A 14195-nucleotide genomic window follows, 5' to 3' on the forward strand; every position below is an offset into this window, starting at 1 on the left:
CCGTCAACGGCTGGTACGTCTGCCGGACCCCCCCGAACACAAGGGAGTTCACCATGCCCGAAAACACCCACGACCTCGAAGAACTGGCGCGCAGACTGCGGAGCCTTCCCGGCGTCACGGCCAAGAGCTCCATCGGTGTGGTCGCCGATGTGTTCGGCGGCGGGGACTGGTGGTCCGGTCCCGGTGACGACGGAGCCGTCGTGCACGACCGGGGACGCACTCTGATCGTCGGAGGGGAGGCGATGCTGCCCGCCTTCGTGGAACAGGACCCGTACGGCGCGGGTGTGGCGGCCGTCCTCGCGAACGTGAACGACCTCGCCGCCATGGGCGCCCGGCCGCTCGCGCTCGTCGACACGGTGACCGGCCCGCGCAGCGTCGTCAAGGAGGTCCTGAAGGGCCTGAAGTGGGCCGGCGAGGCGTACCAGGTGCCGATCGTCGGCGGGCACCTCACCGAGACGGACGGCCCGCCCAGCCTGTCGGCGTTCGGACTGGGCGCCGCCGAGCTCGTGCTTTCGGCGACGCACGCCGCGCCCGGCCAGGCACTGGTGCTCGCCTGCTGTCTCGACGGCAGGATGCGGGAGGACTTCTTGTTCTACCCGTCGTTCGAGGAGCGAGGTGAGCGCCTCGCCGGTGACGTACGCGTCCTGGCCGACGTGGCCGAGCGGGGCGCCGCGGTGGCCGCCAAGGATGTCAGCATGGCCGGGATGATCGGCTCGCTGGCCATGCTTCTGGAGGCGCGCAAGCTCGGCGTCCAGGTGGACCTGGACGTGCTCCCGGTGCCCGCGGGGGTGCCCATCGTGGACTGGCTGTCCTGCTTCCCCTGCTTCGCCTTCCTGCTCACGACGCCGGCCGAGAAGGTCGGGGAATGCGTCGAGGCATTCACCTCCCGCGGCCTCACCGCTCAGCGAATCGGCACGCTGGACGACACCGGTGAGGTGCGCATCGGCGACGCCTCGGGGTCGGCGGTCGTCTTCGACCTGAAGCGGGAGTCGGTGACCCGGCTGGGTCGCTGAGGTGACCCGGGCCTGCCCGTTGTACGAGATCATCACGTGAGGTCGATGCTCATCTGCTGGTGAGGCACGCCCACGTAGGCGACCGGCCCGCCGACCGGCGACCAGCCGAGCCGCCGGAAGAAGGTCACGTTGGCCGGCTGCACGAAGGCGATCATACGGTCACCGCCCGCCGCGGCCGCGGTCTCGGTCGCGTACCTGACCAGCGGACCGCCCAGCATCAGGTGCCGGTGGCCGGACAGGACCGCAAGCCGATCCCCCTGCCACAGCGCCTCGTCGCCGTCCGGCGAGGGCACCCGGTACAGCCGCACCGTGCCGACCGGAACGCCCTCCGCGTACCCGACCACGTGGTGGGTCGTGGGGTCGTGATCGAACTCGTCCTGGTCGGTCCGCTCGAACAACCCCTGCTCCTCGACGAAGACCGAGTGCCGGATCCGGGCATGCTGCGCGAGTTCGCCGGCCGACACCACCGAACGACAGGTCAGGGTCGGTGCGATCACGTCAGACGAGGAGCGGGAGGGATACGCGCCCATCAGGAAGCCCCTTCTCCGAAGCCGAACCGGCACGTTCCAGGGCCGCCACCCCGGAGCATGCCTGACAACGTGCGCAGCCGGCCATGACCCCGGTGGCGGTGAGCCCACGCCGCAGCATGTGCGGGACGACCTGCCGGTAGATCTTCTCGACGTATTCGGCGGACGGGGGACGCACGTCCTCCATCAGGCTGCCGGGCACCGGACGCAGCGGGACGATGAACGGGTAGACGCCGATGTCCACCGCGCGCCTGCACAGATCGACCGTGACCTTGGGGTCCTCGCCCATCCCCAGGATGACGTAGGTGGACACCTGGCCCGCGCCGAAGACCTCGACGGCGCGTTCCCACGCCGCGAAGTACGCTTCGATGCCCCAACGCGCCTTACCCGGCGCGATCTCCGCGAGCACCTTGGCGTCGAAGGTCTCCACATGGATGCCGACGGAGTCCACGCCCATGTCGCGGACGCGGTTGATCACGTCGAGGTCGGCGGGGGGCTCGAACTGGACCTGCACCGGCAGTCCCGACGCCTCCTTCACGGCCTGGGCGCACCTGCCCACGTAGAGCGCGCCGCGGTCCGGAGTGGCGGTGCTACCGGTCGTCAGCGTCGCGTCGACGGCGCCGTCGAGATCCCGTGCCGCCACCGACACCTCCGCCAGCATCTCGGGCGTCTTCTTCGCGATGGTGCGCTCGGCGTCGAGGGAGACCCCGATGCCGCAGAACTTGCACTGATCGGAGTTCCCCCAGTAGGCGCAGGTCTGCAGGACCGTACTCGCCATGGAGTCGAGGTGCATCAGGGCGATCTTCCAGTACGGGACGCCGTCCGCGGTCTCCATGTCGTAGTACTTCGGCCGCGGTGCCGGCGACGCGTCCGCCAGCCGGAGCGAGCCCTCGTAGATGCCGAATCCGTTGTCCTCCTGCCGCAGCGTGTACGGCGAATCCTGCACATAGGCGGCCGTGGTCGGGACGGTGGCAGGCGCGCCATCGATCCACAGCATTCCCGCGTCGGCGGGACCGGCGCCCCCGTTGCGCGCCCCGATTGAGACATCGGTCCGCAACCCGAGGCTCTGCAGCTTGGTGATCAGCTCAGCGAGCCCGGTCGCATCGAGTACACGGTCGTTCGCCTCGGTCATGATGTGGCTCCTTGTCGGGCCTACTCGTGACGGTGCCTGTCCTGCACCATCTTGAGACTTTTCATCTACTATAGGAAATTCCTATAGTAAAGGCCCACATAGTGGCAACAGTTTGCTCCGCCGTTCAGTCGGAGCCATCACCTTCGGGTAGACACTTGAGCCGTTCGACCAGCGCTTCTCGCTCCTCACCGGAACGCACCTCCCGGGTTCCCCGCCCGGGGTCGTCGGGATCGCGCGCGACGAGCCGCCCGGTCTCAAGGTCGATGAACCCCTGCTCTACAACGTGAACACAGGCGGTGAGCGTCTCGTCCGGCCGCGTCGTCACGAGCAGCGCGCGTCCGCTGCGGGCATCGGCCTCCAGCCGCCGGTAGGGAACGAACGGATCCCCGGGGCGATAGCCGGACTCCTCCAGCACCAGCCAGCCCGCGCCCGGCGGGGCCGCCGCGAAGGCGGCCAGCCGATCGTCGAGCGCGACCTCCTCAAGGACCTCCCGGTAACGCATCGCGAACGCGACGCCCGCGACCACCTCGACGTCCAGGCCGTCGACGGTCAGCAGGTCGTCGGAGTCGGCCACCCTGCGGACCAGGTCACCGCGCTCGGACCACGCCTCCAGCAGGGGGTCGACACCTCGCCCGCTCCCGCGAAGCTCCTGCGCCACCGCACCGACCAGCCGCGTGGTCCGGAGGTAGATCTCCGGCTGATGGATGCTCGCGGGAAACGCCCGCTCGGAGGCCGCGGTCCACAGGCGGGAGAGGTCTTCGGCGGCCTTCCGGGACTCCGCCGTGGATCTCGGATCAGGCTCTGACATTGATAATTCCTCCCGTAAGGTTCACTATAGTAAACAATTCATCTAGTATCGGATACTGAGACGGGACGACTCGTGAGCGATGTCGCTGTGGTGGCAGTTGGCGGGAACGCCCTGACCCGAGCAGATCAGGAGGGCACCCCCGAACAGATCGAGGACAATGCCGCCCAGATGGCTGAGGGGATCGCAAATCTATGCGATGCGGGATGGAGAGTGGTCGTCGTTCATGGTAATGGCCCCCAGGTCGGCAACCTGTCCATCCAGCAGGAGGGAGGAGCCGATCTCGTGCCGCCCCAGCCGTTGCACGCCCTGAACGCGATGTCCCAGGGGCAGCTGGGCAGCGTCCTGGTACGCGCGATCGACTCCATCCGGGGCGCCGACACGGCGGTCGCCCTCATCTCACACATGACCGTGGACTCCAAGGACCCGGCATTCGAGACGCCGACCAAGCCCATCGGCCCGTTCTTCACCAAGGCGCAGGCATTCACCCTGGCCGAGGAGCGTGGATGGAACATGCAGGAGGACGCCGGACGCGGATACCGGCGGGTGGTCGCCTCTCCTCGCCCCCTGGAGATGCTGGAGTCGTCCTCCATCGAGACCCTGCTCACGGCCGGCAAGGTCGTGCTGGCCGCCGGAGGTGGCGGCATCGCCGTATCGCGTGAGGACGGCGGACGCTACCGGGGCGTCGACGCCGTGATCGACAAGGACTCGGCGGCCGTCCGCCTCGCCCGGTCCGTCAAGGCCGCGGTGATGATCCTGGTGACCGGGGTCGACGCGGTCTCCATCGACTTCGGGACCCCACAGGCCCGGGTGATCCACGAGCTGCCCCTCGCCCTCGCGGAGAAGTACCTGGCGGAAGGCCAGTTCCCCGCCGGCAGCATGGGACCGAAGGTGCGGGCGGGGATCGACTTCGTCCGTGACGGCGGCGAGGCGGCCGTCATCACATCCGCGGAGCACATGCTCCAAGCACTGGATCCGGCGGGCAAGGTCGGCACCCGCATTCTTCCCGAGACAGCTATGAGCATCGCATGAACACAACGAACCACATCGCCCGAGTCCGCGTCGTCCGCGGCACGTACTGCGACTCGCTACGCCTGCTCGTCGCCACCTCGGTCATGTCCGAAGGTAAGGACGTCTCCTGGGCCGGCGCGGTCATGGCCACCCCCTCGGGGCGCGAGAGCCTCGCCGCCGAGGGGTTCGGCGAGGAGGTCACCGGTGCCGTCGGCTCCAACGACCTCGTTCTCGCCGTGCGCGCGAGCGATGAGACCGCGGCGGAGGCCGCTCTCGACTCCGGCGCCGAGAGCGCGTACGCGGAGGCATCGGCCGAGCAGGGTGGCGCCGTCGCCGCGCCCCGGTCCACGGCGCGAGCCGTGGAGCAGATGCCGGACGCCTCCGTGGCGATCATCTCCGTGCCGGGGGACTACGCGGCGCTGGAAGCTCACCACGCGCTCTCCGAAGGGCTGCACGTCCTGCTGTTCAGCGACAACGTGCCGGTCGAAGAGGAGGCGGAGCTCAAGAAACGCGCGAACGAGCTCGGCCTGCTGGTGATGGGGCCCGGCGCCGGCACCGCGGTGATCTCGGGTGTCGGCCTCGGCTTCGCGAACGCGGTACGCCGGGGGCCGGTCGGCGTCGTCGCGGCCGCGGGTACCGGGGCACAGGAGGTCTCGGCACTGCTCGATCGCTGGGGCGTCGGCGTCTCACACGTGATCGGCGTCGGTGGCCGTGACCTGTCGGAGAGCATCGGCGGGCGGATGGCGAGGGCGGCCGTACGCGCTCTCGACGAGGACCCCGCCACCAAGGCGATCCTGCTGGTGTCCAAGCCGCCCAGCGAGGCGGTCGCCCGCGACGTGCTGAGCCAGTGCACGTCCACCCCGGCGGTGGCCACCTTCCTCGGTCTCACCGAGCTGGAGACGCCCCCCGGCGTGAAGATGGCACGGACGCTGGAGGAGGGCGCGCTCGCCGCCGCACAGCTGGTGGGCACGACGCCGGCGACGACGTCGGAGGGGGTGCGCAGGCAGGTGGAGGACAGGCTCGCCGGGCTGAGCGACGAGCGGCGCACCATCCGCGGGTACTACTCCGGCGGAACGCTGTGCTACGAGGCCCAACTGATCATCGGAGAGCTGCTCGGGAACGTGTACTCCAACGAGCCGCTCCTGCCCGGCCATACGCTTCCGGCTCCCCCCCACACGCACGTGCTGCTCGACCTCGGCGCGGAGGAGTACACCGTCGGCCGGCCCCACCCGATGATCGATCCCAGTACCCGTCTGGAGATCATGCGCCGCGAGGCTCGCGACCCGGATGTCGCGGTGGTACTGCTCGACGTCGTGCTCGGCTACGGCTCGCACGAGGACCCGGCAGGACAGCTGGCACCGGTCCTCCAGGAGATCATGGCGGAGGGCGGCCCCCGTGTCGTCGCCTACGTCCTCGGCTCCGGCGCCGATCCACAGGGCTACGCCGGGCAACGCGCCGCACTTGAGCGGATCGGCTGTCTGGTGACCGAGACCGCGGCACGCGCCGCATACGCCGCGGCGGCGATCGCGAGCCGCCGACCCGAGATCGCAGAGGTGCACCGGTGACCGAGAGCCCCAGTCTGCCGCCCGTCGCCCTGGTCACCTACAGCACGAAGCCGCGGGGCGGAGTCGCACACACGCTCGCGCTGGGCGAGGCTCTGCACGCTCTCGGCCAGGAGGTTCTGATCGTCGGCCTCGGGGACCCGGAGCAGGGATTCTTCCGGCCGGTCGCCGCCCCGACCCATGTCGTCCCCGCTCCCACCACCCTCGGGGGGCTTGAGGAGAAGGTGGCGGCGAACATCGACGCGCTCGAGACCGCCCTGACGGACATCGCCCCCACGCACCCCATCCTGCACACGCAGGACTGCATCTCGGCGCGTGCGGCGGCGCGGGTGCGAGACGCCGGGATTCCCAGCAGGGTCGTCCGCACAGTCCACCATGTCGACGACTTCGACAGCGAGTCCCTGATGGACTGCCAGACCCGGGCCATCCTCGAACCGGACCGGATCCTCGTGGTGACCCGGATCTGGGAACACATCCTGCGGCAGGAGTACGGTGTCCGCGCGGACGTCGTGCCCAACGGGGTGGACACTCGCCGATACCGTCAGGCCTCACCGGAACTGGTGGCGCGGCTACGCGCCCGCGTCGGCGCGAGCGACCGTCCGATGCTGCTGGCCGTCGGCGGGATCGAGCCGCGCAAGGGCACGGACACCCTGGTGGCCGCCCTGTCCAGGCTGGTCAAGAAGCGCACCCCGGCACCGGTGCTCACGGTGCTCGGCGGCCACTCCTTCCAGGACCACCGTGCCTACCGGGACAGGGTACTGGCGAGCCTCGACGCCCTCGATCTGACCCTGGGCAAGGACATCATCGAGCTCGGCACCGTCCCCGAGGACGAGATGGCGGCCTGGTACGCGGCAGCTGACGTGCTGGCGTTCCCCTCGGTGAAGGAGGGGTTCGGCCTGGCCGCGCTGGAGGCGATGGCGGCCGGCGTTCCCGTGGTCACCAGCGACCTCCCCGTGTTCCGCGAGTGGCTGGTTCCCGGCCGCGACGCCCTTCTGGTCCCCCTCGGTGACCCCGAGGCACTGGCGGACGCCCTCTCGGACGCCCTGGACGACCAGGACCTGCGCACCCGGCTACGTGCCGCGGCACTGCGACTGGCGGACAGGTACACCTGGACGGCGAGCGCCCGGCGACACCTCAAGATATACGCGGAGATTCCCCCGGTCGCGCCCTGACCCGTTGCCCGGTCTTCTTCTACTGCCGGGCACCGGACCGGTCTCCCCGCCGGTGTGGCGGCCCCGCCCCCGTCCGGTGGGGTGGACACCGGGCGGGACCGCCAGGAGGTCAGCGGGCCTCGTGGCGCCGCTGGCAGGCGATGCAGTACCGGGCGAGCGGACGGATCTTCAGTCTCTCGAAGGGAATGTCCGCGTCGCAGCCGACGCACCGGCCGTAGGTGTCGGCGGCGAGGCTCTCCAGGGCACGCCTGGTCTCCGCGAGATCCCGGCCGGCGACGGCGATGGCGACAAGCACATCCTGCCGGGACGAGACCTCCTCATCCTCCACAGAGGCTTCGAGCTCGTTCAACCGGGTGGTACGCCACAGGAGCTGCTCGTCCAGCTCCTCGCGGATGATCCGGACCTGCACGCTGCTGAGGCGGGTGCCCTCACTACTGACTGACATGATCGGAAGTCCTTTCCAAAGCTGAGAACGCCAAGCGGCGCATGTGACCGCGCTCGTCGTCGAGTCCGCCCGCCGGGGCCTGGTCGCGGCCCTGCGGGCATGGCGTGAAACGGGCCGGGGTACGGCCCGATGGAACCTGCGGGGGTGTCGGCCTCAATGGCGGCGTTCGCGAAGCCGCGGCCGTTCCGCGGCTCTGTCCGGTGACACAAGGACACGGGGACACGGGGACACGGGGACACAAGGACACGGCGGGCGGCAGAGCGCGCACCGGGATGTTCGGTGAACACCGGCGCGCGTACGCCACCCTCCGGTCGAGCGCGTGGCCCGGCAGGTGGTGAAGGGGAATGGATCGGCTAGCTCAGGGGCGGGCTGCGCGAGCCCGAGGTCCGGTGGGTGGCCAGCTGTGGGCTGCGTACCATGTCCGGATCCCGCCACGCGGGGGACAGGAGCGGTAGCAGGTTCGCCAGATCGGAGGCGGACCGCTGGTACAGCCGCCGGAAGGCCGGCATGTGCTCGAAGGCGCCGGCGGATGCCCGCGGCATGGTCGACGACTGTTCCAGCCAGTTCCCTGGCTCCCAGACATCGCCGATCACTCCGGCGGACCGCTGGGCGGGACCGCTGCCGTACGAGGCCGGAGCCAGGGCGGCGAGCAGGAGGGCGGCCAGAACCAAGCCCACCACCACGGACAGGGCGGTGGACTCACGTGGGGTTCGCCACGAGGTCGCCATGATGCTGACCATAGCCCAACCAGGGGAAACAGGCACATGCCCAGCCCGGTGCTCGGGCAAGCGGGAGTTCAGCAGGTGCCAAGGCGGACGCGTCAGGCTGTTCCGTATGTCATTCCTACCGAGAACCCACAAGATCCCCTCGGGCGTGAAACATGAGCGGTTCCACATCCGGCCCATCACGGTGCACGACACGGTGCGCGACTTCGACGCCGTGATGAGCAGCGCCGCCCGGCTGCGGGAGCACTTCCCGCTGTGGGGCGGCTGGCCGCTCGACGACATGACGCTGGAGGACAACCTGATCGATCTGGCCTGGCACCAGAAGGAGGCACTGCTGCGCAGGTCGTTCAACTACGCGGTGATGAGCCCGGAGGGATCTCGCCTGCTCGGGTGCGTCTACATCGATCCCCCGGAGAAGCGGGGGGCCGACGCCGACGTGTCGTTCTGGGTACGGGCCGACGAGGAGGGCACGGGCCTGGAGGAGGAACTGGATCCGGTGATCCGCACCTGGTTGCGCGAGGCGTGGCCGTACGCCTCGGTCCGCTGGCCTGGCAGGGAGATCTCCTGGCAGGAGTGGGATCTCCTGCCCGACGCGCCCTGAGGCCTGTCCGGTGAGTCATGAGAGCCGGACCAGGGCGGCAAGGTTCCACCGAGGATCCACCGCCGGATGTGGTTTGCCGGTCGGCCCGCCCCGGGTCCGCCCCTCGTGCCGGCCTCCTTCGCCGCCTTGTTCCGGTTGTTCAGTCGCTGACCCGGCTGCGGTTCTGGAAGAGGAGATCGGCGTACTCCGGGTGGCGGCTGATCCAGGCCAGGTAGAAGGGGCAGACGGCCGGCACACTCAGCCCCGCCTCCCGCGCCGCGTCCGGGGAGACGCGAACGAGCGACGGCCGCCGGTCGATGAACCGGCGGCCGTGCGAACGTCAGACGGGGTCAGCGAGCGTCGCGGACCTTCAACTTCTCCTTGCGGAAGTTGTCGCCCTTGCCGTCAGGCTTGTAGCCGTTCTCGACGTTGCCGGCGATGTCGACGGCGAACCAGCGCACCTCGGTGGTCTTGTCGACCGTGATCTGCTGTGCGCCCTCGCGCATTCCCGCGGCGGCGAGCTTGGTGGAGCTCAGCGTCGGGCGGCTGCCGTCCAGCGTGTAGTACACGTTGGCGGGCTCGTCGGTCTTGAAAGTGAAGGTGGCCGAGGTGCTGGTCCGCCCCGTCACGCTCAGCTCCGACTTCGGCTGCTCGTTGTCGTCGGAGAAGGAGCCGGCGACCTCCAGGATGCCGATCTGACCGGCGGCGAACTCCATCGCCTCCTCGTGGCCCTCGGTGAACGGCGGCTGGAAGCCGACCGCCTGGAAGCGCTTGGTCTCCGGGTGGTAGATGTCCGCGCCGACCTCGAAGTCCCAGCCGATGATGCCCCGGTTGTACCAGTGCTCGTCGGCGCTGTTACCGGCCGCGGAGTACAGCACGTCCGGCACCGGGCCGGTGCGCCCCGGCCAGATCGCCGTACCACGCCAGGACTGGACCGCGGAGAGGATGCGGTCGGAGGCCTTCCAGAAGAAGTTCTCCATGCCGTAGTCGACCCTCGGCAGCAGCTCGCGCCCGGCGGCCTTGTAGGCACCCGGAGGCCACATGAAGTAGCCGCCGTAGGAGTGCGTGTTCATCGCGAACTTGATGTTCGGGAACCGGGTGGTGAGCCAGACCTGGTTGCGCGCCTCAGGCTCGGACAGCTCGGCCGGGCCGGCGAAGGTGTCGCTGGTACAGGTGGTCGAGGCGCCGCTGTAGCCGTCGAACACCGAACCGACCGAGAAGTTACGGTTCAGGTCCACGCCCCAGGAGTTGCGCCGCGCCGGGTCGCCATTGGTCACGTCGCAGTGGTTGAACATGTTGCGGCGCTGCATGTTGTAGTCGTACATGCTGTAGTGCCCGCCGTCGGGGTTGGACGTGGGCACGATGAAGATGTCGAGGTCGTCGACCAGCTTCCTGGTCTGCCCGTCACCGGCGTAGTTGCGCAGCAGCCGCTCGGCGGTCTCCAGGCAGACCAGCGGGGTCACCCATTCGCGGGCGTGCTCCTGGCAGTAGAGGAACACGCCGGTCTTCGAACCGTCGCGCTTCTTGCCGATGCGCAGCGCCTTCATCTGGAACGGATCACGCGAGACGGTGGCCGGCGCCTTGAGGTTGTCGGTCAGCTTCGTCACCGCGGCGGCGGCGACGAGGCCGGTGCCGGCGTTGCCCCGGTAGGTGGCGGCGGTCAGCAGCGCCGACGCCGCGGCGTCGGCGTTGAGCGCCGTGACCACCTGGACGGCGGTGCTGTTGATCGCACCGGACGCGTCGGTGCCGAGGTTGACCAGGACGTCCTTGCCGCTCACCGAGACGCTCGGCGCGACCGAGGCGGCGTCCGGTTTCACCAGGGCGACGCTGATGTCGTTGCCGCCCTGGTGCCCGTAGGCCTTCGAGCTCACGTAGAACGTGCTCGCCGCGACCGTGCCGAACTGGGCCTGCGCCGGTCGGCGGTAGCCGTTCGTCTTGTTGGGCAGGTCGACGATCTGGCTGATCTTCGGGAACTCCGCGGCCAGGGCGGTGATCCGGTTGGTGAGCTCGGTGGGGTCCATGTAGCGGTCGACGAAGTCCGCGACGTAGTGCTTGCTCGGAGCCTTGCGCCTCTCCCCCAGCCACTTGGTCACCGGGACCGTGACCGAGCCGCCCCGGTTGCCGGTGATCGTGACCTTGGTGGGAACCGCGGTGAGGGCGAGAGGCGAGTTGAACCGGTGGTACATGTACTGGCCGGCGTCGGTGAAGCGCGACATCGTCGTGGTGCCGCCCGAGTCGGGGGCGGTCTTCTTTCCGCTGTCCCAGGTGGCGGTGAGCACGGTCTGCGCGTCGGTGGCGCTCGACTTCACCTCCACCGAGAGGAAGTGCTTGCCGTCGAGGCTGGTGAACCACTCGGCGCGGAGCGGGGTGAGCCTGTCGACGTCCGCCGCCGCCTCCGCCGCCTTCGTGAGCGCCTCCTGCCGCGTGGCCCGGTTCTCGGCCACATCGGTCTGGTCGGAGATGGCACCGCGCACGTCGAAGCCGAGGACGCGTAGTTCCTGAGCCTCCTCGGGGCTCAGTACGGCGTGCACCTCCAGCCCCTCGTCGACGGGTCTCTTGTACTCCGCGAGGTCGACGCCCATGGTGTTGAGCCGGTCGACGGCCTCCTGGTCGGGGACGAGGACGCGCAGCAGCGCCACACCGTTCTGCTCTGTGCTGGACTCCCGGTCGGGTGCCACCTCACTGGCCTGCGGGGCCGGGTCGGCCAGCACGGGCATCGCGCTGAGGCTGAAGGCAAGGGGCAGGGCGAGTACGGCCGCGGCGCGACCGACTCTCCTCCCGTTGAGGGGGCTCCTCATGAAAGATTCCTCCAGTTCGCGCACACCCCAGGTAGTTGGTCATTCTGGAATGAAGTGCGCAATTGGCAAGAATCCTCACCAGAGGCCAAATATTCACCAAGGCCCCAAAAGGTCATACCAGGCACACTTAAATGCTGTAAGCAAATATTCACATGAAGGTTATATATGACTTATGCCATTCAGTCCGGGGCTGTGGTATATAGCAAAGATCAATAGCCTGTCAAGTAAGTACATCACGTAATTGATGGCTGACCAGGCGGTTTATAGCCTTTAGTAGCCGAATGTCGCTATCGCGACCGGACGCGCTCCCAGCGATCGGCGAGGCGCCCCGAGCGGCCGGGGCGGCCCCCAAGGCCCTCGCAGCACAAGAAGGCCATCAAAGTTCCACAAACCTCAGTAACACCCACCAAAAACGCAATACGCCTTTAGACCCGCCACCCCCCTCCTCGATCGCTACCCTTCGCAATTAAAAGTCAACGGTGAGTAAAGAGGACGTTCATGGGGCGAAGGTTGATCGTGACGGCGATCGCGGGGGCGGGGGTGGCCGTCGTCGCCGGCGCACTGCTGTTCGTCTCCGGCGAGCAGGGGTCGCAGGCGGCGAGGTCCGTCCCGCAGATGCCCGCGCGAGAGGATCCGCTGACCGGTCAGGAGGTCGCCCGGGCCACCACGATCGCGTCGGCGGGCTCCAGATCGCACATGGCCGCAGGGCGGATCAAGCTGCTCTACGTGGAGCGCGACGACGACAAGGACATCTCGGACCGCCGACGCGCCGACGCGTACCTCTACGACTACGGCAGCGACAGGCTCATCGTGCGGACCGTCGACCTCGGCCAGGGCACCGTCGTGCGGGAGACCGTGGCGCGGGGGGTGCAGCCGCCGCCGTCGAAGGAGGAGGAGACGACGGCCGCCGGGCTCCTGCTGGCCCACCCCGGATACGGCAAGGTCGCGCGCGAGGCGTACGCCAGGGCGGGGGGCGGGCGGCTGGGGTCGGCGGCGGACCTGGGGCTGCGCGGGCTGATCTTCACCCCGTCCGGCGAGAAGGGACCGGCCAGGCGATGTGAGGTCCACCGGTGCCTGCGGCTGTTCGTCCGGCTGCCCGACGGCACCTGGCTGGACACCAGCCGGCTCGTCGTCGACCTGTCCGCCAAGAAGATCCACACCCTGGAGTGGTAATCAGTGTTCCTCCGCCTCGCCCTCTCCTGCGCCCTGCTCGCCGGAGCCCTCACCGCACCGCGGTACGCACCGATACCGCCGATCCCCGCACCCGGCGCCCCCTCCGGCGCTCCGTCCGGCGCACTGTCCGGCGCCCCCTCCGGCGCTCCGGCTGGGGCGGCCGCCACGCAGCCCGCGACGGCACCGTGCAACGCGCCGTACCGGATCGACAAGACCCTGCCCAACGGGGCGCGCTGGCAGCTGTGCTGGGAGATGCGCAACGTCGAGGGGCTGACCCTGACCAGGGTCGTCTACACGCCGAGGAACCAGCGGGCGATCGCCGTGCTGCGCAGCACCTCGCTGGCCCAGATCCACGTGCCCTACGACAGGGGCCGGCCGCGCTACCACGACATCGGATCGCTGGGCTACACCGCCGTCCCGCTGCGGGCGGCCGACTGCCCGCTCGGCGAGCGTCGCGAGCAGTTCGTCTGCGTGACGACCAGGGCCCGCGGCCACGCGTACCTGAAGTCGGTCCCCGACCAGCCGAACCTGACCGCCCAGGGGCGTGACCTGGTGGTGTTCGCCGCCTTCCAGGTCGGCTGGTACACCTACCTGGCCGAATGGGCCTTCTCCGACGACGGCACGATCACCCCGCGGGTGGGGGCCACCGGGTCACTCGCCGGATTCACCACCACGCCGGAGCACGGCTGGCCCATCGGGGTGGGCGACGACAAGTTCGAGGCGAGCCACACGCACAACATCTTCTGGCGCCTGGACTTCGACGTGGCGGGCCGGGCCGACGACGTCGTGGAGCAGTACGACTTCAGCGGCTCGGGCACCGCGAGCCGGCGGATCGAGCGGACGACGTTCACCACCGAGGCCAAGGCCGTCAGCAGGCCGATGCGCTGGTGGCGGGTGGTGGACCGCAAGGTGCGCAACGCCGACGGGCACCGCGTCTCCTGGGAGATCAACAACTCCGACAGCGCCCAGTACCGGGGCCCCGCCGACGAGGCCTTCACCCGGGCCGATCTCTACGTCACCGACTACCGCTCCTGCGAGCGCCTGGCGAGCGTCAACCCGACCCCCCAGTGTGCCAAGTCCGTCGACCGCTACACCAACGGCGAGCGACTGACCGACCCGGTCCTGTGGGTCAACGTCGGCTACCACCACGTCCCCCGCGACGAGGACGCCGACCCCATGCCGAGCCACTGGCAGGGCTTCCGCATCACCCCCCGCGACGTCACCGCCAAGAACCCGTACTGACGCCGCCGAG

The 14195-nt window shown here is 69.3% G+C and carries 14 protein-coding genes; 7 read left to right on the top strand and 7 right to left on the bottom strand.

Features of this window, described 5'->3' with window-relative positions:
• Nucleotides 1–53: 53 nt before the first annotated feature.
• Entirely contained in the window at nt 54–1013 is a 960-nt protein-coding gene (locus OG884_RS09490) for an AIR synthase related protein (RefSeq protein WP_326644182.1), read from the top strand.
• Between the two features lie 32 nt (nt 1014–1045).
• On the opposite strand, the gene OG884_RS09495 is transcribed toward OG884_RS09490, so the two are convergent.
• The 3 genes from OG884_RS09495 to OG884_RS09505 form a co-directional block, all read right to left on the bottom strand.
• A complete protein-coding gene (locus OG884_RS09495; protein ID WP_326644184.1) occupies nt 1046–1543 on the bottom strand; it encodes an MSMEG_0567/Sll0786 family nitrogen starvation N-acetyltransferase in 498 nt (165 codons plus the stop codon).
• Complete coding sequence (locus OG884_RS09500) at nt 1512–2672, bottom strand: MSMEG_0568 family radical SAM protein (protein WP_326644186.1); 1161 nt, start codon at nt 2670–2672, stop codon at nt 1512–1514. Before OG884_RS09500 ends, OG884_RS09495 begins: the two co-directional genes overlap by 32 nt.
• A gap of 124 nt (nt 2673–2796) precedes the next feature.
• Nucleotides 2797–3480 (bottom strand): hypothetical protein, encoded by a 684-nt coding sequence (locus OG884_RS09505; protein WP_326644188.1) that lies wholly within the window; start codon nt 3478–3480, stop codon nt 2797–2799.
• Between the two features lie 72 nt (nt 3481–3552).
• On the opposite strand from OG884_RS09505, the gene OG884_RS09510 reads away from it, so the two are divergent.
• From OG884_RS09510 to OG884_RS09520, 3 genes are read left to right on the top strand one after another with little or no spacing between them, the layout of a single operon-like run.
• Entirely contained in the window at nt 3553–4509 is a 957-nt protein-coding gene (locus OG884_RS09510; RefSeq protein WP_326644189.1) for a carbamate kinase, read from the top strand.
• A complete protein-coding gene (locus tag OG884_RS09515) occupies nt 4506–6053 on the top strand; it encodes an FdrA family protein (protein WP_326644191.1) in 1548 nt (515 codons plus the stop codon). The genes OG884_RS09510 and OG884_RS09515 overlap by 4 nt, the downstream gene beginning before the upstream one ends.
• Nucleotides 6050–7222 carry an MSMEG_0565 family glycosyltransferase gene (locus tag OG884_RS09520; protein ID WP_326644193.1) on the top strand — a complete coding sequence of 391 codons (1173 nt, stop codon included), beginning with the start codon at nt 6050–6052 and terminating at the stop codon, nt 7220–7222. The genes OG884_RS09515 and OG884_RS09520 overlap by 4 nt, the downstream gene beginning before the upstream one ends.
• 109 nt (nt 7223–7331) lie before the next feature.
• Here OG884_RS09520 and OG884_RS09525 read toward each other — a convergent pair whose 3' ends face one another.
• Both OG884_RS09525 and OG884_RS09530 read right to left on the bottom strand, forming a co-directional pair.
• Nucleotides 7332–7667 (bottom strand): TraR/DksA family transcriptional regulator, encoded by a 336-nt coding sequence (locus tag OG884_RS09525; protein ID WP_326644195.1) that lies wholly within the window; start codon nt 7665–7667, stop codon nt 7332–7334.
• Between the two features lie 353 nt (nt 7668–8020).
• Nucleotides 8021–8395, bottom strand: coding sequence for a hypothetical protein (locus tag OG884_RS09530; RefSeq protein WP_326644197.1), 375 nt, complete (start codon nt 8393–8395; stop codon nt 8021–8023).
• Nucleotides 8396–8540: 145 nt separating this feature from the next.
• Here OG884_RS09530 and OG884_RS09535 point away from each other — a divergent pair, with 145 nt between their 5' ends.
• The gene (locus tag OG884_RS09535) at nt 8541–8993 is read left to right on the top strand and encodes a GNAT family N-acetyltransferase (RefSeq protein WP_326644198.1); all 453 of its coding nucleotides are present in this window, start codon (nt 8541–8543) and stop codon (nt 8991–8993) included.
• Between the two features lie 139 nt (nt 8994–9132).
• Here the strand turns inward: OG884_RS09535 and OG884_RS09540 are convergent, their stop codons facing one another.
• Together OG884_RS09540 and OG884_RS09545 are read right to left on the bottom strand one after the other, a co-directional pair.
• Complete coding sequence (locus OG884_RS09540) at nt 9133–9291, bottom strand: N-acetyltransferase (RefSeq protein WP_326646886.1); 159 nt, start codon at nt 9289–9291, stop codon at nt 9133–9135.
• A 31-nt stretch (nt 9292–9322) separates the two neighbouring features.
• Nucleotides 9323–11770 carry a M14 family metallopeptidase gene (locus OG884_RS09545; protein WP_326644200.1) on the bottom strand — a complete coding sequence of 816 codons (2448 nt, stop codon included), beginning with the start codon at nt 11768–11770 and terminating at the stop codon, nt 9323–9325.
• A gap of 498 nt (nt 11771–12268) precedes the next feature.
• On the opposite strand from OG884_RS09545, the gene OG884_RS09550 reads away from it, so the two are divergent.
• Entirely contained in the window at nt 12269–12943 is a 675-nt protein-coding gene (locus tag OG884_RS09550) for a hypothetical protein (RefSeq protein WP_326644201.1), read from the top strand.
• Nucleotides 12944–12946: 3 nt separating this feature from the next.
• Nucleotides 12947–14185 (top strand): copper amine oxidase, encoded by a 1239-nt coding sequence (locus OG884_RS09555; RefSeq protein WP_326644203.1) that lies wholly within the window; start codon nt 12947–12949, stop codon nt 14183–14185.
• Nucleotides 14186–14195: the final 10 nt, after the last annotated feature.

It is taken from the genome of Streptosporangium sp. NBC_01755, assembly GCF_035917995.1.
In the GTDB taxonomy this organism is placed as follows: domain Bacteria; phylum Actinomycetota; class Actinomycetes; order Streptosporangiales; family Streptosporangiaceae; genus Streptosporangium.